26 protein-coding genes and 2 tRNA genes are annotated in these 26,172 nt (G+C 68.4%); 12 read left to right on the top strand and 16 right to left on the bottom strand.

Annotated features, from left to right (window positions below; translation table 11 throughout):
* The 3 genes from ACFWJ8_RS03625 to ACFWJ8_RS03615 are packed head-to-tail and all read right to left on the bottom strand — an operon-like array spanning nucleotide 1 to nucleotide 1,606.
* Nucleotides 1-645: an anthranilate synthase component II gene (locus ACFWJ8_RS03625; protein ID WP_378809044.1), complete on the bottom strand. Its 645-nt coding sequence runs from the start codon at nucleotides 643-645 to the stop codon at nucleotides 1-3.
* A complete protein-coding gene (locus tag ACFWJ8_RS03620; RefSeq protein WP_378809042.1) occupies nucleotides 642-833 on the bottom strand; it encodes a hypothetical protein in 192 nt (63 codons plus the stop codon). The genes ACFWJ8_RS03625 and ACFWJ8_RS03620 overlap by 4 nt, the downstream gene beginning before the upstream one ends.
* Nucleotides 833-1,606 (bottom strand): class E sortase, encoded by a 774-nt coding sequence (locus ACFWJ8_RS03615; RefSeq protein WP_378809619.1) that lies wholly within the window; start codon nucleotides 1,604-1,606, stop codon nucleotides 833-835. Before ACFWJ8_RS03615 ends, ACFWJ8_RS03620 begins: the two co-directional genes overlap by 1 nt.
* A 72-nt stretch (nucleotides 1,607-1,678) precedes the next feature.
* On the opposite strand from ACFWJ8_RS03615, the gene ACFWJ8_RS03610 reads away from it, so the two are divergent.
* Entirely contained in the window at nucleotides 1,679-1,918 is a 240-nt protein-coding gene (locus tag ACFWJ8_RS03610) for a cell division protein CrgA (RefSeq protein ID WP_378809039.1), read from the top strand.
* 168 nt (nucleotides 1,919-2,086) lie between these two features.
* Here ACFWJ8_RS03610 and ACFWJ8_RS03605 read toward each other — a convergent pair whose 3' ends face one another.
* Together ACFWJ8_RS03605 and ACFWJ8_RS03600 are read right to left on the bottom strand one after the other, a co-directional pair.
* Nucleotides 2,087-2,986 carry a rhomboid family intramembrane serine protease gene (locus ACFWJ8_RS03605; protein WP_378809037.1) on the bottom strand — a complete coding sequence of 300 codons (900 nt, stop codon included), beginning with the start codon at nucleotides 2,984-2,986 and terminating at the stop codon, nucleotides 2,087-2,089.
* An 11-nt stretch (nucleotides 2,987-2,997) separates the two neighbouring features.
* On the bottom strand, nucleotides 2,998-3,570 hold the full coding sequence (locus tag ACFWJ8_RS03600) for a peptidylprolyl isomerase (RefSeq protein ID WP_378809034.1): 573 nt from the start codon (nucleotides 3,568-3,570) through the stop codon (nucleotides 2,998-3,000).
* A gap of 95 nt (nucleotides 3,571-3,665) precedes the next feature.
* Here ACFWJ8_RS03600 and ACFWJ8_RS03595 point away from each other — a divergent pair, with 95 nt between their 5' ends.
* A complete protein-coding gene (locus ACFWJ8_RS03595) occupies nucleotides 3,666-4,163 on the top strand; it encodes a DNA helicase (protein ID WP_378809031.1) in 498 nt (165 codons plus the stop codon).
* Nucleotides 4,156-4,635: an aminoacyl-tRNA deacylase gene (locus tag ACFWJ8_RS03590; RefSeq protein WP_378809029.1), complete on the top strand. Its 480-nt coding sequence runs from the start codon at nucleotides 4,156-4,158 to the stop codon at nucleotides 4,633-4,635. Before ACFWJ8_RS03595 ends, ACFWJ8_RS03590 begins: the two co-directional genes overlap by 8 nt.
* Before the next feature lie 4 nt (nucleotides 4,636-4,639).
* Here ACFWJ8_RS03590 and ACFWJ8_RS03585 read toward each other — a convergent pair whose 3' ends face one another.
* Nucleotides 4,640-5,077: an NUDIX hydrolase gene (locus tag ACFWJ8_RS03585; RefSeq protein WP_378809027.1), complete on the bottom strand. Its 438-nt coding sequence runs from the start codon at nucleotides 5,075-5,077 to the stop codon at nucleotides 4,640-4,642.
* 83 nt (nucleotides 5,078-5,160) lie between these two features.
* Between ACFWJ8_RS03585 and ACFWJ8_RS03580 the strand changes: the two genes are divergently transcribed.
* Nucleotides 5,161-6,048, top strand: coding sequence for a helix-turn-helix transcriptional regulator (locus ACFWJ8_RS03580; RefSeq protein ID WP_378809025.1), 888 nt, complete (start codon nucleotides 5,161-5,163; stop codon nucleotides 6,046-6,048).
* Between the two features lie 51 nt (nucleotides 6,049-6,099).
* Here ACFWJ8_RS03580 and ACFWJ8_RS03575 read toward each other — a convergent pair whose 3' ends face one another.
* Nucleotides 6,100-7,305 (bottom strand): MFS transporter, encoded by a 1,206-nt coding sequence (locus ACFWJ8_RS03575; RefSeq protein WP_378809022.1) that lies wholly within the window; start codon nucleotides 7,303-7,305, stop codon nucleotides 6,100-6,102.
* Nucleotides 7,306-7,416: 111 nt separating this feature from the next.
* A tRNA-Ala gene (locus ACFWJ8_RS03570) sits at nucleotides 7,417-7,489 on the bottom strand.
* A gap of 190 nt (nucleotides 7,490-7,679) precedes the next feature.
* On the opposite strand from ACFWJ8_RS03570, the gene ACFWJ8_RS03565 reads away from it, so the two are divergent.
* Nucleotides 7,680-7,898, top strand: coding sequence for a hypothetical protein (locus ACFWJ8_RS03565; RefSeq protein WP_378809020.1), 219 nt, complete (start codon nucleotides 7,680-7,682; stop codon nucleotides 7,896-7,898).
* A 26-nt stretch (nucleotides 7,899-7,924) separates the two neighbouring features.
* Here the strand turns inward: ACFWJ8_RS03565 and ACFWJ8_RS03560 are convergent.
* Nucleotides 7,925-7,998 (bottom strand) — tRNA-Ile (locus ACFWJ8_RS03560).
* An 87-nt stretch (nucleotides 7,999-8,085) separates the two neighbouring features.
* Between ACFWJ8_RS03560 and ACFWJ8_RS03555 the strand changes: the two genes are divergently transcribed.
* Nucleotides 8,086-8,799 carry a VIT family protein gene (locus ACFWJ8_RS03555; RefSeq protein ID WP_378809017.1) on the top strand — a complete coding sequence of 238 codons (714 nt, stop codon included), beginning with the start codon at nucleotides 8,086-8,088 and terminating at the stop codon, nucleotides 8,797-8,799.
* A gap of 62 nt (nucleotides 8,800-8,861) precedes the next feature.
* Here ACFWJ8_RS03555 and ACFWJ8_RS03550 read toward each other — a convergent pair whose 3' ends face one another.
* From ACFWJ8_RS03550 to dnaA, 7 genes are all read right to left on the bottom strand, one after another.
* Entirely contained in the window at nucleotides 8,862-9,266 is a 405-nt protein-coding gene (locus ACFWJ8_RS03550; protein ID WP_141896762.1) for a DUF3566 domain-containing protein, read from the bottom strand.
* On the bottom strand, nucleotides 9,263-11,926 hold the full coding sequence (gene gyrA / locus ACFWJ8_RS03545; protein ID WP_378809014.1) for a DNA gyrase subunit A: 2,664 nt from the start codon (nucleotides 11,924-11,926) through the stop codon (nucleotides 9,263-9,265). Before gyrA ends, ACFWJ8_RS03550 begins: the two co-directional genes overlap by 4 nt.
* A 49-nt stretch (nucleotides 11,927-11,975) precedes the next feature.
* Nucleotides 11,976-14,021 carry a DNA topoisomerase (ATP-hydrolyzing) subunit B gene (gene gyrB / locus ACFWJ8_RS03540; RefSeq protein ID WP_378809012.1) on the bottom strand — a complete coding sequence of 682 codons (2,046 nt, stop codon included), beginning with the start codon at nucleotides 14,019-14,021 and terminating at the stop codon, nucleotides 11,976-11,978.
* 120 nt (nucleotides 14,022-14,141) lie between these two features.
* A complete protein-coding gene (locus ACFWJ8_RS03535; RefSeq protein WP_378809010.1) occupies nucleotides 14,142-14,687 on the bottom strand; it encodes a DUF721 domain-containing protein in 546 nt (181 codons plus the stop codon).
* On the bottom strand, nucleotides 14,680-15,882 hold the full coding sequence (recF, locus tag ACFWJ8_RS03530; protein WP_378809008.1) for a DNA replication/repair protein RecF: 1,203 nt from the start codon (nucleotides 15,880-15,882) through the stop codon (nucleotides 14,680-14,682). Before recF ends, ACFWJ8_RS03535 begins: the two co-directional genes overlap by 8 nt.
* 88 nt (nucleotides 15,883-15,970) lie before the next feature.
* Entirely contained in the window at nucleotides 15,971-17,125 is a 1,155-nt protein-coding gene (gene dnaN, locus ACFWJ8_RS03525) for a DNA polymerase III subunit beta (RefSeq protein ID WP_378809005.1), read from the bottom strand.
* Nucleotides 17,126-17,593: 468 nt separating this feature from the next.
* Nucleotides 17,594-19,045: a chromosomal replication initiator protein DnaA gene (gene dnaA / locus ACFWJ8_RS03520; protein WP_378809002.1), complete on the bottom strand. Its 1,452-nt coding sequence runs from the start codon at nucleotides 19,043-19,045 to the stop codon at nucleotides 17,594-17,596.
* A 322-nt stretch (nucleotides 19,046-19,367) separates the two neighbouring features.
* Here dnaA and rpmH point away from each other — a divergent pair, with 322 nt between their 5' ends.
* From rpmH to rsmG, 6 genes are read left to right on the top strand one after another with little or no spacing between them, the layout of a single operon-like run.
* Nucleotides 19,368-19,505, top strand: a complete 138-nt coding sequence (rpmH, locus tag ACFWJ8_RS03515) for a 50S ribosomal protein L34 (RefSeq protein ID WP_005054680.1) — start codon at nucleotides 19,368-19,370, stop codon at nucleotides 19,503-19,505.
* An 8-nt stretch (nucleotides 19,506-19,513) separates the two neighbouring features.
* Nucleotides 19,514-19,849, top strand: a complete 336-nt coding sequence (rnpA, locus tag ACFWJ8_RS03510; RefSeq protein ID WP_378808999.1) for a ribonuclease P protein component — start codon at nucleotides 19,514-19,516, stop codon at nucleotides 19,847-19,849.
* Nucleotides 19,846-20,202, top strand: a complete 357-nt coding sequence (gene yidD, locus ACFWJ8_RS03505) for a membrane protein insertion efficiency factor YidD (protein ID WP_378808997.1) — start codon at nucleotides 19,846-19,848, stop codon at nucleotides 20,200-20,202. Before rnpA ends, yidD begins: the two co-directional genes overlap by 4 nt.
* 8 nt (nucleotides 20,203-20,210) lie before the next feature.
* Entirely contained in the window at nucleotides 20,211-21,371 is a 1,161-nt protein-coding gene (gene yidC, locus ACFWJ8_RS03500; protein WP_378808994.1) for a membrane protein insertase YidC, read from the top strand.
* 47 nt (nucleotides 21,372-21,418) lie between these two features.
* Nucleotides 21,419-21,937 (top strand): protein jag, encoded by a 519-nt coding sequence (locus ACFWJ8_RS03495; RefSeq protein ID WP_378808992.1) that lies wholly within the window; start codon nucleotides 21,419-21,421, stop codon nucleotides 21,935-21,937.
* Between the two features lie 24 nt (nucleotides 21,938-21,961).
* Nucleotides 21,962-22,585 (top strand): 16S rRNA (guanine(527)-N(7))-methyltransferase RsmG, encoded by a 624-nt coding sequence (rsmG, locus tag ACFWJ8_RS03490; protein WP_378808990.1) that lies wholly within the window; start codon nucleotides 21,962-21,964, stop codon nucleotides 22,583-22,585.
* Nucleotides 22,586-26,172: the final 3,587 nt, after the last annotated feature.

Below are 26,172 nucleotides of genomic sequence, written 5' to 3'. Positions count from 1 at the left end.
TCAGCGGCGCGGGCTGAGCCGCGCACCGCGGGCGGCGGCATCCACGAGTCCGACGGAGGCGAGCCAGTTGCCGAGCAGACGGTGGCCGCCCTCGGTGAGCACGCTCTCGGGGTGGAACTGCACCCCGACGATCGGCAGCGTGCGGTGCGCGACCCCCATGATCACGCCGGTCGCGGTGCGGCTCGTGACCACGAGGTCGTCGGGGAGCGTCTCGGGCACGATCGCGAGCGAGTGGTAGCGCGTCGCGGTGAAGGGGTCGGGGAGGCCCGCGTACAGCGACGAGCCGTCGTGGTGCACCGCGGAGGTCATGCCGTGCATGAGCTCGGGGGCGTGGTCGACGGTCGCACCGAACGCCTCGCCGATCGCCTGGTGTCCGAGGCATACGCCGAGGAGCGGGATGCCGCCCTCCGCCGCCGCCCGGACGACATCGATCGACGCGCCGGCGTCGGCGGGAGCTCCCGGCCCCGGTGAGACGAGGACGCCCTGCCGTCCGGCGATCGCGACATGCGGGTCGTCGATCGCGTCGGCCTCGACGAGGTCCGTGTCGGCACCGAGCTCGTGGAGGTACCCGATGAGCGTGTGCACGAAGCTGTCGTGGTTGTCGATCACGAGGATGGGCGCCGCGCCGCCTGCGGCGGACGTCATGCGCCGGCGACGACGGGCGCGCCCGGCAGCGGCAGTCCGACGGTGACCTCCTGCGGCACGATGAACTGGCTCACCCACGGGAACACGTAGAACATGAGGCCGTACAGCACGGCCGCGGCGAGCACGACGACGATGAGCACCTTGACCCACCAGGGGCCGGGAAGGCCGCGCCACAGAGCCGCGTACATCAGGTCACCGCCTGGAGGGATGCCGGTTCCCCGGCCGATCGGGGCGTGAACGACTCGAACACGCCGTAGGCCACGATGCGCTCGGTCATCGAATACATCGGGCTGCAGCTGGTCATGGTGATGTAGGCGGTGCCTGCCGGGACGTCCTTGACCTGCGGAACCGGCAGCAGCACCTCGACGGCGCTCGGCTTCACATACTCGAGGGTGCGGAACCGGTAGGTGTACCAGCCCTCCTGCGTCTCGACCACGATGGCGTCGCCGACGTGCAGCTCGGCGATCCTGTTGAACGGCTTGCCCCACGTGGTGCGGTGCGCCGCCAGCGCGAAGTTGCCGGGCTGCCCGGGCATGACCGTGCCCGGGTAGTGCCCGATGCCGATCGGGTCGAGCGTGCGCGGACGCGTCACCCCACCGGCCATCTCGACGGCGTAGTCCGGGCCGAAGCGGGGGATGTGCATGACGGCGAACCTCTCGCCGTCGCCGGGCTCGGCCATCACGGGCGGCGGCGCGGTCACAGGGGAGGAGGGATCGGTCGCCGCGGGCGACGGCGCGGCCGCCCCCGGATTCTGCTGCTGCCACTGCTGATCCCACAGCTCCGACTGCGCGGATCCCGTCGCGTTGCGCTCGGCACCGTAGATCATGTCGCCCACCCACAGCTGCCACACGACGTACAGCAGCACGATCACACCGGCCGTGATGAGCAGCTCGCCGATGACGCCCGCGACCGACGCACGACGCCTGGGGCGCACCTCGGTCCGGGCGGCGCCCCGGGTCATGGCGACCGCTTCATCCACAGGGGGATTCTCGCACGCATAGTTGTGGTCCGGCTGGCAGTTAGACTCTTGTGCATGGCACGACCCGGCAAAGACGACGACTCGCTCGTCGAGCGCGCAGACGGCGATTCCACACCCAACCCGGTGTGGTTCAAGCCGATCATGATCGGTCTCATGCTCGTCGGACTCATCTGGATCCTCGTCTTCTACCTCAGCGGTATGGCGTTCCCGATTCCCGACATCGGCGCATGGAACCTGGTGATCGGCTTCGGCATCGCTTTCGTCGGCTTCCTCATGACGACGCGCTGGAGATGACAACCACGAAGAGAGCCCCGGTCATGGCTGACCGGGGCTTTTTCGTGCGTGGACGCCGCGGGTCGAGGCATCCCGCGAGTTGTTAACAGATCTGTTAACAGCTGTGAATTACACCGGTGTGATTCTCCCCAGGCTGTGGATGAACCTGTGGATAACTCCTGTGGAGAGTCACGCGGACAGCACGAGGGACGGGAAGAGGACCGGCACGAACAGCAGCGCGACGAGCACCGCGCCGACAGCGACGAGCAGCCCGATCTGCAGTCCGCGCTGGCGCACGGCGCGCGTGCGCGTGAAGATCAGCGCGACCACGAGACCGGTGACCAGACCGCCGACATGCGCCTGCCACGACACGTTCATGCCGGGAACGAAGCCGATCACGAGGTTGATGCCCACCACGATGGCGATGCCGGCGATGTTAGCGCCGAGATGACGGCCGATCACGAGGAGCGCGCCGAAGAGGCCGAAGATGGCACCGGAGGCGCCGACCACGGGTGTCGTGAACGCGAGGAGCGTGACTGCGACGGAGCCGCCGAGCGTGCTCAGCACGTAGAGCGTCAGGAACCGGCCGCGCCCGAGCAGCGGCTCGAGGGTGCGTCCGATCATGTACAGCGCGAGCATGTTGAGGCCGACGTGCCAGATGCCCGAGTGGACGAGCGCGACGGTGAACAGCCGCCACGGCTCGAACACGCCCGTGAGTCCCGGGTACAGCCACGGGGCCCAGAACATCAGCGCGTCCTGCACCGACGACCCGAACCCGCCGGGGATGAGGGTCAGCAGGTAGACGAACGCGGTGACGCCGATGATCGCGTACGTCACCACGGGGCTGCCGGCGGCGACGATGGATGCCGCCCGCGGGCGTGACCACCGACGCTCCGCCTTGCGCTGCGCAGGGGACTGCGCCTTCTGCTGATCGCGCAGACACTCCGGGCAGATCACGCCGACCGCGGCCGGCGTCTGGCATTCGGGGCAGATCGTGCGCAGGCACCGCTGACAGAGCACGAAGCTCTGCCGGTCAGGGTGCCGGTAGCAGAAGTTCTCGCTGTTGCGGCGGAAGTCGTCGGTGGTCACGCGGGCCGCGATCAGACCGCGGCGATGTCGATCGACTCGATGACGACGGGCTCGACCGGACGGTCGCCCGCAGCCGTCGGGACGCCGGCGATCGTGTCGACGACGGCCTTCGACGCGTCGTCGACGACCTCGCCGAAGATGGTGTGCTTGCCCTGCAGCCACTCCGGTCCGCGGCCGCCCTGACCGGGGACCGTGATGAAGAACTGCGAGCCGTTGGTGCCCTCGGCCTGTCCGGTGATGGCGTTGCGGCGCAGGCCGGCGTTGGCCATCGCGAGCTTGTACGGGTCGGTGAAGGTGAGCTCACCGCTGATCTCGTCGTTGAAGTTGTAGCCGGGGCCGCCGACGCCCTGACCGAGCGGGTCGCCGCCCTGGATCATGAAGCCCGAGATGATGCGGTGGAAGATGACGTCCTTGTAGAGCGGACCGTCGCCGGGCTTGCCGGTCGCGGGGTCGGTCCACGCCTGTGAGCCGTCGGAGAGGCCGATGAAGTTCTGCACCGTGCGCGGCGCCTGGTCGCCGAACAGGTTGACGACGATGTCGCCGTGATTGGTGTGGATCGTTGCGACTGCGGTGTGAAGCGGCATGTGCATATTCTCTCAGAGTTCCCTGCAACCCCTCCCGTCTCGGCGACGGTCTGGCAAGATGAACAGACCGACATCCCCACAACAGGGAGGGCACCGTGAACCTCAGCCGCAAGCGCAAGAAGGAACTCGAGAAGCTGCAGAAGCAGGCGTCGAACCTGTGGGAGGCGCAGCAGGTGCTGGTCGGCGAGGCCACCACGGTGGCTCGCGAGGCCGGACGCCAGCTGGGCAACTACAGCCGCGAGCAGGTCGCGCCGCAGGTGCAGGCAGGGTACGACAAGTACGCCGCACCGTATGTCGACAAGGGCAAGCAGGTCTTCAACGGCACCGTGATCCCGGCGGCCGGAGCCGTGGTCGGCTCGGCGCTGTCGGTGTGGGACGCCGCGAACGAGCAGCGTGGACGCCTGGCCACGGGCCGCGGCGTGCCGGTCCCGGTCATCGCGCCCGCGAAGAAGGGCATCGGCGCCGGCGGCGTCATCGCCATCATCCTGGGCGTCGCCGCCGCTGTGGGCGTGCTGTACGCCGCGTGGCAGACGCTGCGTGCCGACGACGAGCTCTGGGTCGCGGACGACCCGCTGCGCGCGCCGGATGCCTGAACCCGAGGGCATCGCACGCGTCAGGCAGGCGGCATCCGATCGCGGTCTGGAGATCGAGATCAAGGAGCGGCCCGCGGCGAACAGCCTCCACGAGGCTGCCGAGATCCTCGGGATCGATCCGTCCGGGATCGTGAAGACGCTGGTCGTCAAACGGTCCGACGACACATATCTGTTCGCGCTGATCCCGGGTGACCGGTCGATCTCGTGGCCGAAGCTGCGCGCCGTGGTCGGCGTCAACAAGCTGCAGCTTCCCGATCAGGAGCGCGCGCTGGCGGCCACGGGCTACGAGCGCGGCACCATCGTGCCTGTGGGCAGCACGAACGACTGGCCGGTGTATGCGGATGCCGACATCGTGGGCCGCCGGGTCGCGATGGGAGCGGGAGCGCACGGGTACAGCATGTTCGTCCAGGCCGACGACCTGATCTCCGCCTACGGCGCGACGGTCGCCGACATCTCGCAGCCGCTCGGCTGAGGCCTCAGTCCGTCGGGAGCGTGACGCCCGCGAGGTCGAGGGCGATGTCGACCAGCTTGACGCGTTGCAGCGCCGGCACCTCTCGCAGCGGGAACCACTCGGCGCGGTCCGTTGACCCGTCCGTCTCGTTGCGCAGGCGCCCGCCCGTGATGCGGGCACGGTAGACGATCCGCAGAGTGTGCAGCGGCTCCGTGACCCCGGGGGTCAGCCGGCGCCCCGCCGGGATGACACGGGAGTGGATGCCGAGCAGCTCGCCGACCGTGACGTGGTAGCCGGTCTCTTCCCGGACTTCGCGGCGCGCGGCGACCTCGGGGTCCTCGCCGGGTTCGAGCCCGCCACCGGGCATGGTCCAGGCGGCCCGGCGGCCCTCGTTCCAGTGCGCCAGCAGGATGCGGTCGTCCTCGTCGAGGATGACCGCATACGCGGCGACGCGCAGGTCCATGCTTCACCCTAATGCGCACGCGCCCGTGTGCGAATGAGGTCCGGGTGTGGAATAGCGCGCCGCGACCGGCGGTTCGTGACGATATGGATCCCACCGCGCGCGCCGTTGCGCGATCCGTCGCGGTCGGCGACGACGACGCCCTCGAGCGCCTGCTGTCGTCGGTGGACGTCCGCATCCGGCGCCAGCTGCGACTCCGCCTCGGCGACGGGGAGCTGCTGACACTCGACCCCGGTGCCCTCACCTACGCCTACGTGCTGTCGGGCGAGGTGCGCACGCGGCTCACCGGGAATGCACCGGGAGCGGTGGGTGCCGGGGACATGCTCATCACGAGCGGTCGCGTGCAGGGGACCCTGACCGCGCGCGGACCCGTCGCACTGCTGCTCGCGGAGCTCGACCTCGTCGACGAGGCCTCACACCTGACGAGCCTGCTGCCCGACGCGGTGGTGGTACACGCGTTCGCCGACCTGGAGCCCGCGGCCGCGGCCATGCTGCCGCACATGGGCATCGATGCAGACGAAGAGCTCATCACGCGCGGCGGCGACTTCGCGGTGTGCCGCATGATGGCGGCGACGGTGCTGATCTCGGCCATCCGCGCGTGGGCGGCGGCGGGCTGCGCACCGCAGGGCTGGCCCGCGGCCGCGGGCGATCCGTTCCTCGACCGGGTCGTCGCCGCGATCCACGCCGACCCCGGTCGCGAATGGACCGTCGAGGCCCTGGCCGCGCTGGGAGCGATGTCGCGCTCGGTGTTCGCGGAACGGTTCCGCATCCGCTTCGGCCGTTCGCCCGCCGGCTACGTGACCTCGGTGCGCATGCGCACCGCCCAGGACCTGCTCTCGCGCGGACTCGGGGTGAGCACCGTCTCGCGGGAGCTCGGCTACGCGTCCGACGAGGGTTTCAGCCGCGCCTTCCGCCGCAGCGTCGGCACCACGCCGTCCGCATGGCGGTCGACCCATCAGCTCGTCTCGGCCTGACGACGAGGGGATGCCGGCGGCCGGAGTGACCGGGCGCCGGCATCCCCCCGACTACTGCCGGGCGCCCGCGCGGTTCGAGAGTCCGAACAGGATCGCGCCGAGCACGAGGATCACCGCGCCGGCGATGTAGACGGTCACGATGCCGAGGCCGTCGACGAGGAGGCCGCCGACACCGGCCGCGATCATGATCGCCGCCTGGAAGCCGACCACGACGATGCTGCCGCCCGCCTCGAGGCGATCGGGCATCCGGTGCCCGACCCACGTGTTCACGATGAGCAGCCACGAGGCGAAGAAGAACCCCCATGCGAACGCCGCGACGCCCACGAGCACCGGCGTGCCGGAGGCGACGATGACGGCGAGCGTCATGAAAGCCATGACGAGGGGAGAGACGACCGCGAACAGGCGGTACGTGCGGTCGATGATCATGCCGATGAGGATGTTGCCCACGAAGCCGCCGATGCCGAACACGGCCAGCAGCACGATGACGATCCCCGCGTCGATCGGCTGCCCGGCGTCCTGCACGCGATCCAGCGCGATGCGGATGTACGTGAAGGCGAGGAAGTGGCCGAGCACGACGAGCACGTGACCCGCGACCCCGAGACCGATGCCGGGGAGCTTCAGCGTGCCGAGCAGAGTCGAGAGCGACGCCGATGCCTCGGCGGGGACCGACGGCAGCAGCACCCGGAGAAGGACGGCCAGCACGGCCGTGGCGACCGCGGCGACCACGAACACCGCACGCCAGTCGAGCACCTCGCTGAGCATCACGCCGATGGGGACGCCCGCCACTGTCGCCAGCGACGTGCCCGCCGAGGTGAACATCACGGCGCGCCCGAGGCGCTCGGGGCCGGCGATGCGCGCCGCCACCGTGATCGACATCGCCCAGAAGCCCGAAAGCGCGGCGCCGAGCAGCACCCGACCCACGAGCAGCAGCGGAAGGTTGGGTGCGACGGCCACGATCGCGTTCGACACCGTCGCGCCGATCGCCATCCACACGAGCAGCGACCGGCGGTCGAGCCGGGGCAGCGCGAGGCCGATCGTCGGCGCGACGATGAGCCCCGCCAGCGCGGTGACCGCCACCATCTGGCCCGCCTGCCCCGGCGTCACACCGAGGTCGGCCGCGATCTCGGTGAGGACGCCACCCGGCAGGAACTCCGCCGTCACGAGCAGGAAGCTCATCGCCATCATGGCGATGAGCGCGCCGTAGCGCAGGCGCGGTTGCGCCGGAGAGGTCACGGGAAGCGTAGCGGTGCTCGTCATGATTCCAGCCTGGCGCCGGGATCATCCGGCCACCCGACCGTGCGTCCGCGGCATCCGATCGATCGTCCGGCAAACAGGAATGCGACCCCCGGAACGGGAGCCGCATGTGTGTGGAGCCTAGGAGATTCGAACTCCTGACATCCTGCTTGCAAAGCAGGCGCTCTACCAACTGAGCTAAGGCCCCGGGTGTGTGCCGGTCGCATTCGAACACGCGACCGCACCCTCCTGGGTGACGCTCCATCGTATCAGCCCGCGGACACTGCCTCGTCCGAGGCGGGCTCGGCGGCGGGGGACGCCACTCGGCGGCCCTGTCAAGCCCCCTGCGAACCTCGCGGCGGGCGTGCACGGTGGTCTTCCCGACGAAAGGACCCATCATGAACTCCACGGACCGCGACGAAGGCCGGGACGAAAGCCGGATGGACGCCCTCAAGGGCACGTCCGGCGGCGCCATGCCCATGCCCCACGGCTCGGACGCGACCGCGCCGCTGCCTCCCGAGGACGGCGCGCTGCCGATGCCGCACGGCACCGATTCCGAGATTCCGGAGTGGTCGGACACGCAGCACGACGACGACGACGAGGACGACGACGCCTGAACGGTGTCCGCGGAGTGGAATTACGGTGGGGCTACCAGGACTTGAACCTGGGACCTCTTCATTATCAGTGAAGCGCTCTAACCGCCTGAGCTATAGCCCCGAATGACTGCTTCGCTTGCGCTCCGCAACCTCCAAGACTTTACCTGACGATCGTCGATTTCACGAATCGGGCTGGTTGACTGGGAGCGTGACAGGGCAGCCTCATCCGGACGAACCGCACGGCGTCGGCCTCGGCCAGCGCCTCAACTGGCTCCGCGCCGGGGTGCTCGGCGCGAACGACGGCATCGTGTCGGTCGCCGCGCTCGTCGTCGGCGTCGCCGGCGCCACGACCGACATCGGCGCGCTGTTCACCGCCGGCATCGCCGGACTCGTCGGCGGCGCCATCTCCATGGCGCTCGGCGAGTATGTCTCCGTGAGCAGCCAGCGGGACTCCGAGCGCGCCCTCATCGCCAAGGAGCGCGCGGAGCTGCACGAGATGCCCGACGAGGAGCTCGAGGAACTGACGCAGCTGTACCGCGATCGCGGCCTCTCGGACGCGACCGCGCGTCAGGTCGCCGTCGAACTCACGGCCCACGACGCTCTGTCGGCGCATCTCGAGGTCGAGCTGCACATCGACCAGGACGACCTCGTCAACCCGTGGCACGCCGCGCTCTCGTCGGCGATCTCATTCACCCTGGGCGCGCTGCTGCCGCTGCTCGCGATCCTGCTCCCGCCACCCGAGTGGCGCGTTCCGGTGACGTTCGTCGCCGTGCTCATCGCCCTCGCCGTGACGGGCACCGTGTCGGCTCAGCTGGGCGGCGCTCCACGCCTGCGTGCGGCATCCCGGCTCGTCCTCGGCGGCGCGCTCGCCCTCGTCGCGACGTGGCTCATCGGCACCCTGCTCGGCACCACCGTCGTCTGACCCGGAACGCGAAGCGCCGGCATCCCTTCTCGAGAAGTGGATGCCGGCGCTTCGCGTGTGCGTCAGTTCGAGGTGAACCCGACCAGGAGTCCGCCCGTGACCTTGACGGCGAGGTTGTAGATGCCCGCGACGACGGCGCCCAGCACCGTCACCACGACGAGGTTGAGGATCGCGACCACGGCCGAGAACGCCAGCACCTGCGGGAAGTTGATGAACTGCGAGAGCAGCACGCTGCCGTCCGAGAAGCTCGAGAAGAACTTGTCGGCCTCGCCGATGAGCCCCGTGGCGGTCACCACGAGGTACACCATCACGAAGGCGACCACCGTCACCACGGCGATCGCGATCGCCGCGAGGAACGACAGTTTCACCGCGGACCAGAAGTCGATGTACACCAGTCGCAGGCGAACCTGCTTGGCGCTGGTCTTGTGACTGGACTTCTTTGCGAGCTTGTCGGCTACCGTGCTCATGCGTCAGGGCTCTCTTCAGGGGTCTCAGGCGAGGTGTCGGTGCCATCGGCGGTATCCGGCCCGCCGGGGGTTTCGGGCTCCGACGCAGTGTCGGTGTCGACATCGCCGTTCTCGGCGTCTGCGTCCTCGGGTTCTTCGGCCAGGCCACGCTCGCCGTTTCGGGCGATCGCGAGGATGCGGTCATCGCCGCCGGCCCGGGCGAACACCACACCCATGGTGTCTCGACCCTTGGCAGGCACCTCGGCCACGGCAGAGCGTACCACCTTGCCGCTGGCAAGAACCACCAAGACCTCGTCGTCCTCGGAGACGATCAGACCGCCCGCGAGGTCGCCCCGATCGTCGCTGAGTTTGGCCACCTTGATGCCCAGGCCGCCGCGATTCTGCACGCGGTACTGGTCCACGGCCGTGCGCTTCGCGTAGCCGCCCTCGGTGACCACGAACACGAATGCGTCGTCCTTCGCGACCGACGCCGACAGCAGGCTGTCGCCCTCACGGAAGTCCATGCCCTTCACACCGGAGGTCGATCGGCCCATCGGCCGCAGCGCCCTGTCGGTGGCCGAGAAGCGCAGCGACATGCCGTGGCGGCTGATGAGCAGGATGTCGTCGCCCTCGTCGACGAGCAGTGCGCTGACCACCTCGTCGTCCGATCCGGTCTCGGCCTCTTCGTCGGTCTCGTCCGCGCCGTTGCCGCGGAGCTTGATCGCGATGATGCCGCCCTGACGGTTGGTGTCGTACTCGGTGAGGCGCGTCTTCTTGACCAGACCGCTGCGCGTCGCGAGCACCAGGTAGGTCGCGACGCTGTAGTCGCGGATGTCGAGGATCTGCGCGATCTCCTCGTCGGGCTGCAGGGCGAGCAGATTCGCGACGTGCTGACCCTTCGCGTCGCGCCCGGCCTCCGGAACCTCGTACGCCTTCGAGCGGTACACGCGGCCCTTGTTCGTGAAGAACAGCAGCCAGTGGTGCGTCGTGGTCACGAAGAAGTGCTCGACCACGTCGTCGGCGCGCAGCTGCGCGCCCTTCACGCCCTTGCCGCCACGGTGCTGCTGACGGTAGTTGTCGCTGCGCGTGCGCTTGATGTAGCCGTCGCGCGTGACCGAGATCACCATCTCCTCTTCGGGGATGAGGTCCTCGATCGACATGTCGCCGTCGAACCCGTGCAGGATGTGCGTGCGACGCTCGTCGCCGAACTTGTCGACGATGGCGGTGAGCTCGTCGGAGACGATGGTGCGCTGACGGGCGGGCGTGGCGAGGATGTCATTGAGGTCGGCGATCTTCAGCTCGAGCTCGTTGGCCTCGTCGATGATCTTCTGACGCTCGAGGGCAGCCAGGCGGCGCAGCTGCATCGACAGGATGGCATCGGCCTGGTCGTTGTCGATGTCGAGCAGCGACTTGAGTCCCTCGCGCGCCTCGTCGACGGTGGGCGAGCGGCGGATGAGCGCGATGACCTCGTCGAGCGCGTCGAGCGCCTTGAGGTAGCCGCGCAGGATGTGCATGCGCTTCTCGGCCTCACGCAGCCGGTACGCGGTGCGGCGGACGATGACCTCGATCTGGTGGTCGACCCACAGCGAGATGAACCCGTCCAGCGACAGCGTGCGCGGCACGCCGTCGACGATGGCCAGCATGTTCGCGCCGAAGTTCTCCTGCAGCTGCGTGTGCTTGTACAGGTTGTTCAGCACGACCTTCGCGACGGCATCCCGCTTCAGCACGACGACGATGCGCTGACCGGTCCGGTCGCTCGTCTCGTCGCGGATGTCGGCGATGCCGGTGATCTTGCCGTCACGGGCGAGGTCGCCGATCTTCACCGCGAGGTTGTCGGGGTTGACCTGGTAGGGCAGCTCGGTGATCACGAGGCACGTGCGGCCCTGGATCTCCTCGATCGCGACGACGGCGCGCATCGTGATCGAGCCGCGGCCCGTGCGGTACGCCTCGCGGATGCCCTTCGTGCCGAGGATCTGCGCGCCGGTCGGGAAGTCAGGACCGGGGATGCGCTCCATGAGCGCCTCGAGCAGCTCCTCGCGGTTCGCCTCCGGGTGCTCCAGCGCCCAGAGCGCTCCGGAGGCGACCTCGCGCAGGTTGTGCGGCGGGATGTTCGTCGCCATGCCGACCGCGATGCCGACGGAGCCGTTGACCAGCAGGTTCGGGAACCGCGCCGGGAGGACCGTGGGCTCCTGCGTCTGGCCGTCGTAGTTGTCGGTGAAATCGACGGTGTCTTCTTCGATGTCGCGCACCATCTCGAGCGCGAGCGGAGCCATCTTCGTCTCGGTGTACCGCGGGGCCGCGGCGCCCATGTTGCCGGGCGAGCCGAAGTTGCCCTGGCCGAGTGCCAGCGGGTAGCGCAGCGACCACGGCTGCACGAGACGCACCAGGGCGTCGTAGATCGCCGAGTCGCCGTGCGGGTGGTACTGACCCATGACCTCGCCGACGACACGCGCGCACTTCGAGAACGACTTGTCGGGGCGGAAGCCGCCGTCGTACATGCCGTAGATCACGCGGCGGTGCACGGGCTTCAGGCCGTCGCGCACATCGGGGAGCGCGCGGCCGATGATGACGGCCATCGCGTAGTCCAGGTAGCTGCGCTGCATCTCCAGCTGCAGGTCGACCTGGTCGATGCGGCCGTGCTCGTGCTCGGCGTTCGGGTCGGGGCGTTCTTCGTCGGCCATTCGTGTTTCTCGTCTTCTTTGTGTACCGGTTCCTCGGGCTGACGCTGCGTCAGATGTCGAGGAAGCGGACGTCCTTGGCGTTGCGCTGGATGAACGTGCGGCGGGACTCGACGTCCTCACCCATCAGCACGGAGAAGATCTCGTCCGCGGCGGCCGCGTCGTCGATGGTCACCTGGCGGAGCGTCCGCGTGGTGTGGTCCATCGTGGTCTCCCACAGCTCCTTGGCGTTCATCTCGCCGAGACCCTTGTAGCGCTGGATGCCGGAGTCCTTGGGGATCCGCTTGCCGTTGGCGAGACCGTCCTCGAGCAGCGCGTCGCGCTCCTTGTCGGAGTACACGTACTCGTGCGCGGCGTTGGTCCACTTGAGGCGGTACAGCGGCGGCATCGCGAGGTACACGAAGCCGGCCTCGATGAGCCCGCGCATGTAGCGGAACAGCATCGTGAGCAGCAGCGTCGTGATGTGCTGACCGTCGACGTCGGCATCGGCCATCAGCACGATCTTGTGGTACCGCGCCTTGGCGATGTCGAAGTCCTCGCCGATGCCCGTGCCGAAGGCCTGGATCATCGCCTGGACCTCGCGGTTGCCGAGCGCCTTGTCGAGACGCGCGCGCTCGACGTTGAGGATCTTGCCGCGCAGCGCCAGGATCGCCTGCGTGTGCGGGTCGCGACCCTGCACCGCCGAGCCGCCGGCCGAGTCGCCCTCGACGAGGAAGATCTCGCTGATCGACGGGTCCTTGCTCGTGCAGTCCTTCAGCTTGTCGGGCATCGCTGCCGACTCGAACACGCTCTTACGGCGCGCGGTCTCGCGCGCCCGCCGCGCGGCCATGCGCGCGGACGCGGCGTCGATCGCCTTCGTGATGACGCGCTTTGCCTGCACGGGGTTGCGGTCGAGCCAGTCGGCGAGCTGGTCGCCGACGACCTTCTGCACGAACGCCTTCGCCTCGGTGTTGCCGAGCTTCGTCTTGGTCTGCCCCTCGAACTGCGGCTCGGAGAGCTTGACCGAGATCACCGCGGTGAGACCCTCGCGGATGTCGTCGCCGGTGAGGTTGTCGTCCTTCTCCTTGAGCAGGTTCTTGTCACGCGCGTAGGTGTTGATGCGCGTCGTCAGCGCCGCACGGAAGCCTTCCTCGTGCGTGCCTCCCTCGTGCGTGTTGATCGTGTTCGCGAAGGTGAAGACGTTCTCGGTGTAGCTCGTCGTCCACTGCATCGCGAGCTCGAGCGAGATGTGGCGGACGGTGTCCTCCGACTCGATCTCGATGATCTCCTCGTTGACGACGTCGGCGTGACGCACCTTGTTGAGGTACTCCACGTAGTCGACGAGACCGCGCTCGTAGAAGAAGTCGTCGGACGGCTGGCGCTCCTCCGAGCCGCCCTCCGGGGTGTCGGTCACGTACGTCGAGCTCGGACGCTCGTCCGACAGCGTGATGCGCAGGCCCTTGTTGAGGAACGCGGTCTGCTGGAACCGCGTGCGCAGCGTGTCGTAGTCGAAGTGCACGGTCTCGAAGATCGTGTCGTCCGGCCAGAACGTGACGATCGTGCCGGTCGCTTCGGTCTCTTCGCCCATCGCGACGGGTGCGAGCGGCTGACCGCCGTCGCGGTAGGACTGGCGCCACACGTGTCCCTGGCGCATGACCTCCACCTCGAGGCGCGTCGACAGCGCGTTCACGACGGACGAGCCGACGCCGTGCAGACCGCCCGAGACGGCGTAGCCGCCGCCGCCGAACTTGCCGCCGGCGTGCAGGACGGTCAGCACGACCTCGAGGGTCGACTTGCCTTCGGTGCGGTGGATGTCGACCGGGATGCCACGACCGTTGTCGTACACACGCAGAGCGCCGTCGGGCAGGATCGTGACGTTGATGGTGTCGCAGAATCCCGCGAGCGCCTCGTCCACGGCGTTGTCGACGATCTCGTACACGAGGTGGTGCAGGCCGCGCTCACCGGTCGAGCCGATGTACATGCCGGGACGCTTGCGGACCGCCTCGAGGCCCTCGAGCACCTGGATGGCGTCGGCCCCGTAGTCGCCGGGAGAACCTGTGGGAGCCTGAGTGGGCGTTTCTGGTTCCTCGGACACATTGTCGGGGTTGTCTGACGTCATCTTCTCGATGGCTCCAAATCCTTCGAAGGGGCCCTGCCAGTCTATCGGGTAACGACCCGATCACGGCCCCATACGCCCCTGTGACGCCCTGAAATCGCTGTGGACAGCTCCCGAGGTGGCCTAACCGTAGGTATCGCGCGGACCCCGCCCTGGAATCGTTCTGGGACCCCATTTCCAGGAGGGGACGTCCGGCCCGATGAACCGCACCGCGTCGACCCCCGCTTCGGGGAACCGGCGGACGATCTCCGACAGGATGTGCGCGCGCATCAGCTGGAGCTGTTTTGCCCATGCCGTGGAGTCGGCCTGGACCGTGAGCGTGCCCTCCGAGAACGCGACCGGACGCGTGTGGCGAGCGGTGTCGGCGCCGGCCACCTCGTCCCACGCGCGCACCACGTCCTCGCGTGCCAGCTGCGAGTTCCAGCCGGCCTCGCGGGTCAGGTCGGCGAGCACATCGCCGACGCCCTTCGGGTCACGGCCAGGGGCGAACGGGATGTTGTCGTCGTCCTCGGTGCGCCGGCGGCGCTTGCGGTACGACGAACGCGCCGAAGGCTCGAGGCCCCGCAGCCGCAGGTACGTCGCGATCGTCTCGGGAAGCCCCGCGCCTTCGGGACCGGATGCCGCATCCCGCCGCTTGCCGGCCCCCGGTCCGGCCGACGGGTCAGTCATCGCTCGCCTCGGCGTTCTCGATGATGCGGCCGGCCTCGACGCGCACCATCCGGGCGCGCAGGACGTCGGGCACATCGCCCTCGACGGCGGCGGTGACGACCACCTGCTCGTAGTCCCCGGCGAGCTGCGCCAAGCGCGCCCGCCGGTCGGCGTCGAGCTCGGCGAACACATCGTCGAGGATCAGCACCGGATCGCCGAGCCTCGAGTCGGCCCTCAGCAGCTCGGCCGAGGCGAGCCGCAGAGAGAGTGCGACCGACCAGGACTCGCCGTGCGAGGCGTACCCCTTCACCGGAAGGCCACGGATCCGCAGCAGCAGATCGTCGCGGTGAGGCCCGACGAGCGTCAGCCCGCGCTCGAGCTCGGACACCCGCTTGGCCGCAAGCGCCTGGCGGAAGAGCTCCGCGATGCGCGGGGCTGCGGCATCCCTCGCCGTCTGGAGAGGATCGGCGCCGGCGGCCGCGGACGAACCCGCGTCGGCGTCCTCTCCCGTGTCGGCGCCCGCGACCGACAGCGCCCACTCGATCTCGGGGTCGTGGTCGGCGCCGGCGATCGACGTGTACGCCGCCGCGAGAGGCGCCGCGAGGTCATTCGCGAGCGCGAGTCGTGCGGCGATCAACTCGGTGCCGAGCGTCACGAGCTTTTCGTCCCACACATCCAGCGTCGACAGCGCGTCGCCTCGGATGCCGCGGGCCCTCGCCGACTTGAGCAGAGCGGTGCGCTGCTTGAGGACGCGGTCGTAGTCCGCGATCACACTGGCCATCCGTGGAGCGCGCTGCACGAGCAGCTGGTCGGCGAATCGACGACGCGCAGACGGATCGCCGCGGACGATCTGCAGATCCTCGGGGGCGAACAGGACCACCTGCGCATACCGGGGCAGTTCGGAAGGCTTCACCGGCGCGCCGTTGACACGCGCCTTGTTCGAGCCCTGCCGATTGACCTGCGCCTCGAGCTGCACGCGCCGCTCGCCGTGGGCGAGCCGGGCCCGGATGATCGCGGCATCCGCCCCGTCGCGCACCATCGGCGCATCGTTCGAGACCCGGTGCGAGCCGAGCGTCGCGAAGAACCCGATCGCTTCGGCGAGGTTCGTCTTGCCCTGGCCGTTGCGGCCGACGAACACGTTCGGACCCGGCCCGAGCTCGACGTCGGCGACCGCATAGTTGCGGAAGTCGACCAGACTCAGGTGCTCCACGATCACCGGACAAGCCTAGTGATCGGCACCGACGTGAGACCGGAGCCCGCCGAGCCGGTCGAAGCGCCCTTCGACAAGCTCAGGGTCCGATCCGTCAGCGCAGCAGCAGGTTCGGCTGCAGCAGGTACCGGAACGAGTCCGCGCCTGCCTTGTCGACCGAGGTCTGCGGGGTGATCAGCACGGGGCTCAGCTTGTTCGCGTTCTCGCTCGAGGTGAACGTGATGCGCACGAACTCGCTCTTGACCGCGCCCAGCGACTCGAGGAGGTACTGCGGGTTGAGGCCGAGCGTGACGTCGTCTCCGCCGAGCAGCGTCGCGTCGACCGACTCCGTGGCGCGGGCCTGCTCGGTGCCGGAGGCATCCATCGACACGCTGTCGCTCGTGAACGTGAACCGCAGCGGAGCCGAGCGGTCGAGCACGAGCGACACGCGACGGACGGCCTCGGCGAGCTCGGCGGTGTTCACGACGGCGTGGTGCTCGGTCTGCGCGGGGAAGAGCCGGCGCACCGGCGGGAAGTTGCCCTTGATGAGCAGCGAGGTCACCGTCTTGTTGCCGGCGGTGAACGCGATGATCTCGCGGTCGCCCGAACCCGAGAACGCGATCGAGATGTCGCCGCCGTGGGCGAAGGTCTTTCCGACCTCGGTGAGCGTGCGCGCCGGGACGAGCGCGGTGGTGGCCTCGTCGGTGGCGGTGCCCCCGCCGTCCCACGGGATCTCGCGCAGCGCGACGCGGTAGCGGTCGGTCGCGACGAGGCTCAGGCTCGTGCCCGACACCTCGAGCTGCACGCCGGTGAGCACGGGGGTCACGTCGTCGCGGGATGCCGCGAACGCGACCTGCGCGATGGCCGTGGCGAAGTCCTCCGCCGGGACGAGACCGGAGTCGCCCGTGACCTCGGGGATCGCGGGGTACTCCTGCACGGGCATCGACGCAAGCGTGAAGCGCGCGGAGCCGCACGTGAGCAGGATCCCGCCGTCGTCGTCGACCTCGATCTGGATCGGGGCGTTCGGCAGACGGCTGGCGATGTCTGAGAGCAGACGGCCGTGGACGAGGATCGTGCCCGGGTCGTCGACCGTCGCCTCGATCGTGGTGCGCGCGGAGGCTTCGTAGTCGAAGGCCGCGAGCGACAGGCCCTGCTCGGACGCCTCGATGAGCACGCCGGCCAGGATCGGCTGGGGGTTGCGCTGGGGCAGGAGCTTGACGACGAACGATACGGCTTCGCTGAACACATCGCGGTTGACGTGGAACTTCACGAATGCTCCCTCTGCAGCGGGCCCACAGGCTACGGGCTCGGGGTTCTCATGCTAGTGGCAGGTCTGAAGAATGCCAGCCCGTCATCCTTTCGGGGGGCCTGTCCACCGCAAAGGTGATCGGACGGGTTTCATCAGAGAGATTTCTTGTCATGGTGTTAACGGCTGTGGAAACTGTGGACAACTCGCTCGAGCTCAGTCGGGAGAGGGAAACCACACGGTTGTGACTTGTGGATCGGCTGCGGACGGACTGCGGGATCCGGGATGCCGGCGGGCGCGGCAGCCACGATTCATCCACAGGCTGTCCCCGCTCACTCACAGGTGTTTCCGCAGACTTGGGGAGTTATCCACAGGTTTTCCACACTGTGCAGAACCGGAATTTTGGCCCTGTCGCCCGCGCGTGTCAAGAACCCGTTCCGGCATATGGCGCCGGAACGGGTTCGAGGGTGCGGGAGTGCGCGAGCGGAGGCGTCAGCGGCCGTTACGGCCGAGCTGTGCGGTGATCTCGGTGACCTGGTTGTAGATCGAGCGGCGCTCCTTCATGAGCTCGCTGATCTTCTTGTACGCGTACATGACAGTGGTGTGATCGCGATTGCCGAACAGCTGCCCGATCTTCGGCAGCGACAGGCTCGTGCGCTCGCGACACAGATACATGGCGATCTGGCGTGCGGTCGCGACCGACTGCGAGCGGCTCGAGCCGTAGAGGTCGTCCACGGTCAGCTTGAAGTACTGCGCGGTGGCCGTGATGATGTCGGTCGGCGAGACGACGTTGGCGTCGTCCTGGTCGACGATGTCGCGCAGGACCGTCTGGGCCAGAGACATGTCGAGCGTCGAGCGGTTGAGGCTCGCGAACGCCGAGACGCGGATGAGGGCGCCCTCGAGCTCGCGGATGTTGCTCGAGACGACGGTGGCGATGTACTCCAGAACCTCGTCGGGGATGTGGAGCCGCTCGGACTGCGCCTTCTTGCGGAGGATCGCGATGCGGGTCTCGAGGTCGGGCGCCTGGACGTCGGTGATGAGACCCCACTCGAACCGGCTGCGCATGCGGTCCTCGAAGCCCGTGAGGTGCTTCGGCGGGACGTCGCTCGTGATCACGACCTGCTTGTCGTGATCGTGCAGCTGGTTGAACGTGTGGAAGAAGGCCTCCTGCGTCTCAGCACGGCCCTGCAGGAACTGGATGTCGTCGATCAGGAGGATGTCGACGTCGCGGTAGCGGGCCTGGAAGGCCGAGCCGCGGTTGTTCGCGATCGAGTTGATGAAGTCGTTCGTGAACTCCTCACTCGAGACATAGCGCACACGGATGCCGGCATAGAGGCTGAGCGCGTAGTCGCCGATCGCGTGCAGGAGGTGCGTCTTGCCCAGGCCCGAGTCGCCGTAGATGAACAGCGGGTTGTACGCCTTGGCCGGCGCCTCCGCCACCGCGACCGCCGCGGCATGCGCGAACCGGTTGGACTGGCCGATGACGAAGTTGTCGAACGTGTACTTCGGGTTGAGGCGGGTGTCGCTCCGCGAGGCGGACGCCGTGTCGACCGGCTCCTCGAGAGGCGCGCGCCCGATGGGCGACGCGACCGGCATCGTCGGTGCCGCCGGAGCCGGCGCATTGACCGACTGGATCGGGATCGGCACGGTCAGGTGCGCATCGGCGAGGTCGGGGTTCACGACGACGCGGAAGTTGGATGGCGCATTCTCGTCGGCCTGCTCGGCCCGCGACAGCGCCTCGAGGATCGGGGCGCGCATGCGCTTGGTGAACTGCGCAGCAGTCAGATCATTCGGCACGTCTAGATAGAGAGTGCCGCCCATGACGCCCTGCGGCACCGCGAGGTTCAAGAACCCGTGAAGCTGGGGGGTGATGCGCTCATCCCGCGTGAGTTCATCCAGAACGGTCGCCCAGACCGGAACATCTGGAATCTCGTGCGGTGACATGGCCCCCCCGGGTTGTTGATGACTGCACCGGATGCCGCGGAAACATCGGGCCGAGCCTGTGGATAACTGCCGGAGCAACGCTAGTCAGCGGGCGACGCGGGAGCAAACTCCACTGTAGATGGCGGCGGCGTGTCCCTACCAGGGAGGGCGCGGCGTGCGGGGCATAATTGCGGGTTCGCCCGGCTCGGTTTGAGTTATCGGGCGTCTCGACGTAGCCTTAATCGGTTGACTTATGCCCATGGGGTCGATGACTCGGGGCAGTCCTCCTGTACACGCGTCCCCGGTCGAGCGTCCCGGTGACCCCTGATCGGAAGTAATCCTCATGAGCAAGCGCACCTTCCAGCCCAACAACCGCCGCCGCGCCAAGAAGCACGGCTTCCGTGCCCGCATGCGCACGCGCGCCGGCCGCAGCATCCTCTCGGCTCGTCGCGCCAAGGGGCGCACCGAGCTCTCGGCCTGAGCCGAGCGGTGCTCGCGAGGGCGAACCGACTCACCCGCGGCGCGGATTACAAGGCCGTCGTCCGTCGGGGTCGTCGGTGTGCCGGAGCGCATACCGTCACCTATGTGAGCCGCGTCGGGACCGATGGTCCGGCGCGGTTCGGCTTCATCGTGAGCCGCCAGGTGGGCGGCTCCGTCGTGCGCAACTCCGTGCGCCGTCGACTCAAGGCGCTCTGCTACGAGTCGCTCGAGACGATCGCCCCCGGCAATGACATCGTGATCCGGGCCCTCCCGACCGCCGCCTCGGCCTCGTTCGCCGATCTGCGTGCCGACGTCGAGAAGTGCCTCGCTCGGAGGCCGGCATGAGCGTGCTCCCGGCCTACGCGCTCGGTGACGCCGAGTTCGCGGCATCCGATGTCGTCCGCAGCATCCCGCTGCTCCCCCGGAACGCCGTGCTCGCGTTCCTGCACGGCTACCGTGCCACCATCTCGCACACCTACGGCGACGTCTGCAAGTACTACCCGTCGTGCTCGGCCTACGCCGTGGGCGCGGTCCAGCAGCACGGTGCCGTCGTCGGATCGGCGCTCACCGTCGCGCGCATCGCCCGGTGCCACCCCTGGGCCGCCGGCGGAGTCGACGACGTCCCGCCTCGCAAGAACTTCCGGCACGCGCTCACCCGCCACGGGTTCGTCGTGCCTGCCCCCACAGGAAAGGACTGATCCACCGCATGGATCTCTTGATGGCGCTGGCCGCCACCCCGACTCCGAGCCCCTCTCCCGCTGCGGGCGGTGGGTTCGACCTGCTCGGCACCATCCTGTGGCCGCTCAAGTGGCTCGTCGAGCTCGTGCTCGTCGCATGGCACTGGCTGTTCTCCGCGATGGGGATGCCGCCGGCCGACGGTCTCACGTGGGTGCTGTCGATCATCGGCCTCGTGATCGTGGTGCGCTCGGCGATGATCCCGCTGTTCGTACGGCAGATCAAGAGCCAGCGCAAGATGATGGAAATCGCTCCTGAACTGCGGAAAGTCCAGGAGAAGTACAAGGGCAAGCGCGACCAGCTCTCTCGCGAGGCGATGAGCCGCGAGACGATGGCGCTGTACAAGAAGCACGGCACCACGCCCGTCTCCAGCTGCCTTCCGCTGCTGGTGCAGATGCCCGTCTTCTTCGCGCTGTACAGCGTGCTCAACGACGTCGCCAAGCACGCCGTCGCCGGCGTCGGCGGCGTCGGCCTGCTCAACGCGGAGCTCACGCAGGAGTTCTACAACGCCAAGCTGTTCGGCGTCGCGTCGCTGCACGAGACCCTGATCCAGGCGTTCCAGACGCAGAACACCCCGGCGATCATCATCCTGATCACGCTGGTCGTGCTCATGATCGCGTCGCAGTTCTTCACGCAGCTGCAGATCATCTCGAAGAACCTGTCGCCCGAGGCCAAGACCGGCCAGGCGTACCAGATGCAGCGCATCATGCTCTTCATCCTGCCGCTGGGCTTCATCTTCTCGGGTGTGTTCTTCCCCCTCGGTGTCGTCATCTACTGGTTCATCTCGAACCTCTGGACGATGGGCCAGCAGTTCCTCGTCATCCGCGAGATGCCGACTCCCGGCTCCGAGGCCGCCAAGGAGCGCGAAGAGCGTCTTGCGCGCAAGGGCAAGGCGATCGACGCGTCCGGCAAGGTCGTCCCCATGGAGAAGTACCTCGCCGAGCAGCAGCGTCTGTACGAAGAGGCTGAGCGCGCCAAGGCCGCAGCGCCCAAGCGTCAGCAGCCGGTGTCCAAGCAGCGCGCGAAGAAGCAGTCTCAGAAGAGCCCGCAGCAGGGCCAGTCGGGTGGATCCGGATCGGCCGGCGGTGCGAGCGCACCGGGCCAGCCGGGCGGCTCGAGCACGGCATCCTGATCCCCGCTGCGCCGGCCACTCCCCCGATCCGAAGACGAGGAAAAGTCATGACCACCTCCCCTGAACTCGCCTCCGCTGAGCTGCGCCACGACCGGACGCCCGCAACTGTCGAGGAGCTCGAGCAGGAAGGCGACGTCGCCGCAGACTTCCTCGAGGGTCTGCTCGACATCGCCGACATCGACGGTGACCTCGACCTCGACGTACGCGCCGGCCGCGCGTACGTCTCGGTCGAAGCGCCGGCCGGCGGATCGGTCGCGCTCATCGCCGCGCCCGACACCGTGCAGGCGCTGCAGGAGCTCACGCGGATCGCCGTGCAGAACCGCACCGGACGCTTCTCGCGCCTGATCCTCGACATCGGCGGGTCCCGCGACGCACGTCAGCACCAGCTCGAGGCCCTCGTCGACCGTGCGATCGCGCGCATCGACGAAGGCGCTTCGCAGGCGTCGCTTCCCGCGATGTCGAGCTACGAGCGCAAGGTCGTGCACGACATCGTCGCCGACCGCGGCTTCGTGTCGGAGTCGTACGGCGAGGGTGCCGACCGTCACACCGTGATCCGTCGCGGCTGACGCGGCGTTCCACGGGAAACTTCGATGATCGAGATCGAGCAGGAGCCCGCCGCGGCTGCCGAGATCTTCGGCGATCGCCTCGAGCTTGCACGCCGGTTCGCCGGCGCGCTCGGGCAGCATGGAGAGGAGCGTGGCCTCATCGGCCCGCTCGAGCCCCCGCGCCTGTGGTCACGGCACATCCTCAACAGCGCCGTCATCGCGCCCCTGTTCTCGGGGCGGGTCGGGGATGTCGGCTCCGGCGCCGGGCTGCCCGGCCTGGTGCTCGCCATCGCGCGGCCCGATGTGGAGTGGGTGCTCGTCGAACCGATGGAGCGCCGCGTGGCGTGGCTGTCGGAGCAGGCGGCCGAGCTCGGCCTCGACAACGTCGAGGTGGTTCGCGCACGCGCGGAGGACTGGAAGCGCGGACCGTCGCTCGACGCCGTCACCGCCCGCGCCGTGAGCGCGCTGCGGACGCTGGTGCCGCTCACCGCTCCCCTTGTGCGTGACGGCGGCGAGCTGATCCTCCTCAAGGGCACGAGTGCCGGCAACGAGATCGAGGCGGCGGAGAAGCAGCTGCGCAAGTTCAAGGTGACGAACGCGCGAGTGGAGATCGTCGGCGAAGACCTCCTCGATGAGCCGTCGCGCGTGATTCGCGCCACGGTCCGCTGACCGGGACGTCTCGCATTCGCCTGATGTGACGCGGCAGTATGCTGCCGCCGCGTCTAATGCCGTTCTTTCGCCTGATCTGGTGTTCTCTGCCGGTTTCTGTGTTGCGGTGACGCGTGGTGCGGGGCGGGCGCTCGAGAGCATGGCACGGTTGGGCGCGACCGGAACGGCGCGGTTTGTGCGCGCCCGGGATGGCGTGTGCGGGCGTTCGTGGAGTCTGGTCCGCGAGTGGGTCATGTGCGGTATCGCTGGGGCGCTGGGATTCGGACGCATGGCGCCGGCTTCCGTATTCGTGTGTGCGGCCGCGCTTGACGCTGCAAGAGCGGTGAGCCTCCCTCGACCTCTTGAGGACTTCGGCTGGGCATCGGGCGAGACCTGCACGTCGGTGGATCGCCGTGGTGCGTGGGGATGGCGCTTCAGGCGGGATGGAGACGGCCTGGTTGTCGGCTTCTTGGTGTCAGCGTCTGGATCTCGCAGCCGTGCAGCACGTTCTGGGTGCGCCGGCTCGCTGACCGGCGTGTGAGCCGAACGAACGAGAGCCCGCACCTCGACGGTGTCAGTGATCGCGGGGGCTGGTTCGACCTGGTCGTTCGCGAGCTCAAGTCCGTCCGTCTCGCTCGTTTCACGTGGAACGTCGGCATAAGGCCGACGATCCTGCGCCGAGGTGGGTTCTCGGGTGTGGCCGAGTGGATACGTGCGACTGTGGGTCCCTAAGTGTCCCCATGTGGTCGCACGGGACAGCGGATCACAGCTACCCCTCTGCGACGTGCGGTGCAGATGCATCGGCTGATTCGCCCCCGTCGGGCGGTGAACTCGTCTGGCAGATGGTGAGGTTCATGCACCTCCACTACTGCCGGATGGTGTGGCCGTGGGGGTGTTGGAGCGTTGTCCCCGTCACGTTGGGCCTTGGAGTGCTGGCGTGTGGTCCGCGTACGAGTCGCATGTGTCAGCTGATTCGCTGGACGCGACGACGTGGTGTGTGGCGGCTGCTCGCTGTATGTGAGTAGGCAAGGGTGTGTGGCAACTACCGCGCACTCCCCCCGATCCCTCCCGCGGTTTCACGTGAAACGCGCGCCTCGTGAGTCTTAGACGGATGGATCACTCCGCCTGGGCGACTCGCCGGGCGCCAGTGGCGCGATGCGCTGGACGCCGAAGCGCTCCCCGGCTGACGGCGTCCGTGTCTCACCGCGACGGGCGCGTGTTGCTTCGACGTCTGTAGCGCGCTGGTTCCGCCAGCACCGGACTCGCTAACCCCGCGCGTAGCGATATGCCGGGGGGTCAACCGCGGACGTGGCGGGCGACGAGACTTGCACCATCGTGACTGTCGAATCGTCTCCCCAATGCGCAGCCCTCTGGGTTCGAGGCGCGAGCGCCTCGAACGCCAAGCACGTCCCATCGACCGTGAACGACAGGTGCCGAACGCGCGTGTGCGTGTACGTGTGCGACTCTCGACCACCGTTTCACGTGAAACGGTGGTCGGTGCGTAATCGTCGGAGCGCTCCCCGACCAGGCTATGCGTGACGGAAGTTCGCAGACCCGCGCGTCGGCGCGTCCGTGAGCGTCGTGCATCGTCTCGTCTGCCGAGCGCGCGTACGGCGGCGGGCGGCGGGCGGCAGGGGTTGCATTGTTTCACGTGAAACAGTGCGGACCTCTGCTGCCGTCTTGACCGACATCTCGTCCCTCGCGGCTGCGCGCGCTGCGGTAGGCGGTGCTTCCTCATGCAACGGGGCTGCGGCTTGTCCCGACTGCAGGCGAGAGCGGATCGAGCTGGACCGGGCAGTTGCACGGGTTCTATCGCCCGTCGCGCCCCGTGTTGCTTGTCAAGCCACCCTGAGTGCCGGGCACGTGGTCAACGCGATGTTCGCATGCTTCATAAGCTGGAGGCGCGCAGCCAGCCCGGCGTCTCCGCGCTGCACCTCCCTGCGGTGGCACCTGTCCACATATCGCGCGCCCAAGCTTGCGGGTGGCTCGTCGCGATGCAAGCATGTCTGACTACTGGTGGCTGTGCCGCCGGCGCGTCTGCCCGCCCTCGGCTGCCTGAAACTCTGGGTGCCACCCACTGTTGATGCGCTGGCCCGCCGCTGGTGCTGGGCGCGACGCCAGTGGAGCCGCCGCCGCGAACAGGGTGCGACCTCCTCGATGTTTCACGTGAAACGTCGAGGCTCCCCTCGTCCAGGGATTCCTATGCTGCGATTGAGGCGAGGCGAAGTCGCCCTGGTGTCATCCGGTTGTGAGCGGTGCTGACCAGGGGGCGCGGTGTTGAGTGTGCTGACTCTCTGCTCTCGCGGTCATCCCACGACCGACGCGTCCGCCCACCGATCAGTCGGCGAGACGCGAGGGCGTCACGCATCGAGCCAAGACAGCGGTCTGAGTGGCTCCCCCCAACCCTCGCCCTCAACTGCCGCGGTGGCCAAAGTGCAAGGTGGCGATCCCGGCGCGGCCCGCGTCCACTTCTGGCCTCGCACGCTGGCGTGACTGCCGGGTGGCGGCGCTGACACGCGAGGAGCCCTTCGAGCGGACGGATGAAAGTATGCACGCGTGGTGCGCTTGGCGTGCCCCATTGCGTGACGGCTCTAGTCGGCTGGGCCGTGCAGACTCGCCCGCTGGCGATACCCGGGGCGCGTTTCACGTGAAACATCGTGGGCGCGCGTCTCTCTTGCTGCGGCCCCGATCCGCGACAACCCACTCCACAGAACCGGGTGCACGACAGCTGCGGAGGCTTCCGCAACTCTCGACTCATAGACACACGGGAGTGCGCGTCACCCTGGAGAGTTGGCACCACGCCGGGATTCGCTTGACGAGGTGCGTTCGTCGGTAGGTCGGGGCCGGGTTACGGACCGACATCGCTCCCGCCGCATCTCGTGTCGCGGGCTGTGGGATGTGGGTCTGCGAGCTCGCTGGGGTTGGTCCTCGCGCTGCTCCCCCTGGCATGTCCTGCCGCGGCCTCCTGTGCTCGCGGTGGGGCCAGCCGACCACAGAGGCCCGGCGCTACCTCCGTTCAGTCATGCGTGGCGATATCTGCACGGTCTGACCGTGATCTGTCGCGAGCGGTGGGCAAGATCTGCTCCGGGCTCACTCGCGCCGAGGAGCCGTTCGATTGGCGTGTTGCCTGAGGGCGGCGGAGTTGCGAGAGTCGACGCGAACCTCGGCGCAGGGTGAGCTCGCGGCGACTCGTCCAGACCACTCCCCTGCTGGCGGGCGGGCTGCCCAGCCGTTCAGCAGCGGCTGCCCAGCGCTGCAGGGGGTGACTGGGAGGCTGATGGGTTGAGGTGCCGAGGGGCGGAAGCCTTGCAGCCAGGCAGCGAGTGTGACGCGTTTGAACCGGGCGCGACCGGTGAACTCCCCGGCCGATGGGTTGTCGTGCGCGTCACGGCGGGTTTGGTGCGCCATGCTTCAATGCCCGGGTTCTCGGAGCGTCCTGCCGTCGGCGCAGCCCCATCTGCACGTGACCATGCGGGCCAGTGAGCGGGCCCGTCCGTCCGCACACCCGCTGGGTCCGTCCGTACACCCGCTGGGTCCGTCCGTACACCCGCTGGGTCCGTCCGTACACCCGCTGGGTCCGTCCGTACACCCGCTGGGTCCGTACGTAC

Origin of the sequence: Microbacterium sp. NPDC058389 (assembly GCF_042722305.1) — a bacterium.
Taxonomy (GTDB): Bacteria; Actinomycetota; Actinomycetes; order Actinomycetales; family Microbacteriaceae; genus Microbacterium.
This window is presented reverse-complemented; position numbering and strand designations above follow the sequence as displayed.

Excerpts from the sequence above, each read along its gene's own strand:
- ACFWJ8_RS03625 (WP_378809044.1), bottom strand. The coding sequence starts at position 645 with ATGACGTCCGCCGCAGGCGGCGCGGCGCCCATCCTCGTGATCGACAAC.
- ACFWJ8_RS03620 (WP_378809042.1), bottom strand. The coding sequence starts at position 833 with ATGTACGCGGCTCTGTGGCGCGGCCTTCCCGGCCCCTGGTGGGTCAAG.
- ACFWJ8_RS03615 (WP_378809619.1), bottom strand. The coding sequence starts at position 1,606 with ATGACCCGGGGCGCCGCCCGGACCGAGGTGCGCCCCAGGCGTCGTGCG.
- ACFWJ8_RS03610 (WP_378809039.1), top strand. The coding sequence starts at position 1,679 with ATGGCACGACCCGGCAAAGACGACGACTCGCTCGTCGAGCGCGCAGAC.
- ACFWJ8_RS03600 (WP_378809034.1), bottom strand. The coding sequence starts at position 3,570 with ATGCCGCTTCACACCGCAGTCGCAACGATCCACACCAATCACGGCGAC.
- ACFWJ8_RS03590 (WP_378809029.1), top strand. The coding sequence starts at position 4,156 with ATGCCTGAACCCGAGGGCATCGCACGCGTCAGGCAGGCGGCATCCGAT.
- ACFWJ8_RS03585 (WP_378809027.1), bottom strand. The coding sequence starts at position 5,077 with ATGGACCTGCGCGTCGCCGCGTATGCGGTCATCCTCGACGAGGACGAC.
- ACFWJ8_RS03580 (WP_378809025.1), top strand. The coding sequence starts at position 5,161 with ATGGATCCCACCGCGCGCGCCGTTGCGCGATCCGTCGCGGTCGGCGAC.
- ACFWJ8_RS03575 (WP_378809022.1), bottom strand. The coding sequence starts at position 7,305 with ATGACGAGCACCGCTACGCTTCCCGTGACCTCTCCGGCGCAACCGCGC.
- ACFWJ8_RS03565 (WP_378809020.1), top strand. The coding sequence starts at position 7,680 with ATGAACTCCACGGACCGCGACGAAGGCCGGGACGAAAGCCGGATGGAC.
- ACFWJ8_RS03550 (WP_141896762.1), bottom strand. The coding sequence starts at position 9,266 with ATGAGCACGGTAGCCGACAAGCTCGCAAAGAAGTCCAGTCACAAGACC.
- gyrA (WP_378809014.1), bottom strand. The coding sequence starts at position 11,926 with ATGGCCGACGAAGAACGCCCCGACCCGAACGCCGAGCACGAGCACGGC.
- gyrB (WP_378809012.1), bottom strand. The coding sequence starts at position 14,021 with ATGACGTCAGACAACCCCGACAATGTGTCCGAGGAACCAGAAACGCCC.
- ACFWJ8_RS03535 (WP_378809010.1), bottom strand. The coding sequence starts at position 14,687 with ATGACTGACCCGTCGGCCGGACCGGGGGCCGGCAAGCGGCGGGATGCG.
- dnaA (WP_378809002.1), bottom strand. The coding sequence starts at position 19,045 with ATGTCACCGCACGAGATTCCAGATGTTCCGGTCTGGGCGACCGTTCTG.
- rpmH (WP_005054680.1), top strand. The coding sequence starts at position 19,368 with ATGAGCAAGCGCACCTTCCAGCCCAACAACCGCCGCCGCGCCAAGAAG.
- yidD (WP_378808997.1), top strand. The coding sequence starts at position 19,846 with ATGAGCGTGCTCCCGGCCTACGCGCTCGGTGACGCCGAGTTCGCGGCA.
- yidC (WP_378808994.1), top strand. The coding sequence starts at position 20,211 with ATGGATCTCTTGATGGCGCTGGCCGCCACCCCGACTCCGAGCCCCTCT.
- ACFWJ8_RS03495 (WP_378808992.1), top strand. The coding sequence starts at position 21,419 with ATGACCACCTCCCCTGAACTCGCCTCCGCTGAGCTGCGCCACGACCGG.
- rsmG (WP_378808990.1), top strand. The coding sequence starts at position 21,962 with ATGATCGAGATCGAGCAGGAGCCCGCCGCGGCTGCCGAGATCTTCGGC.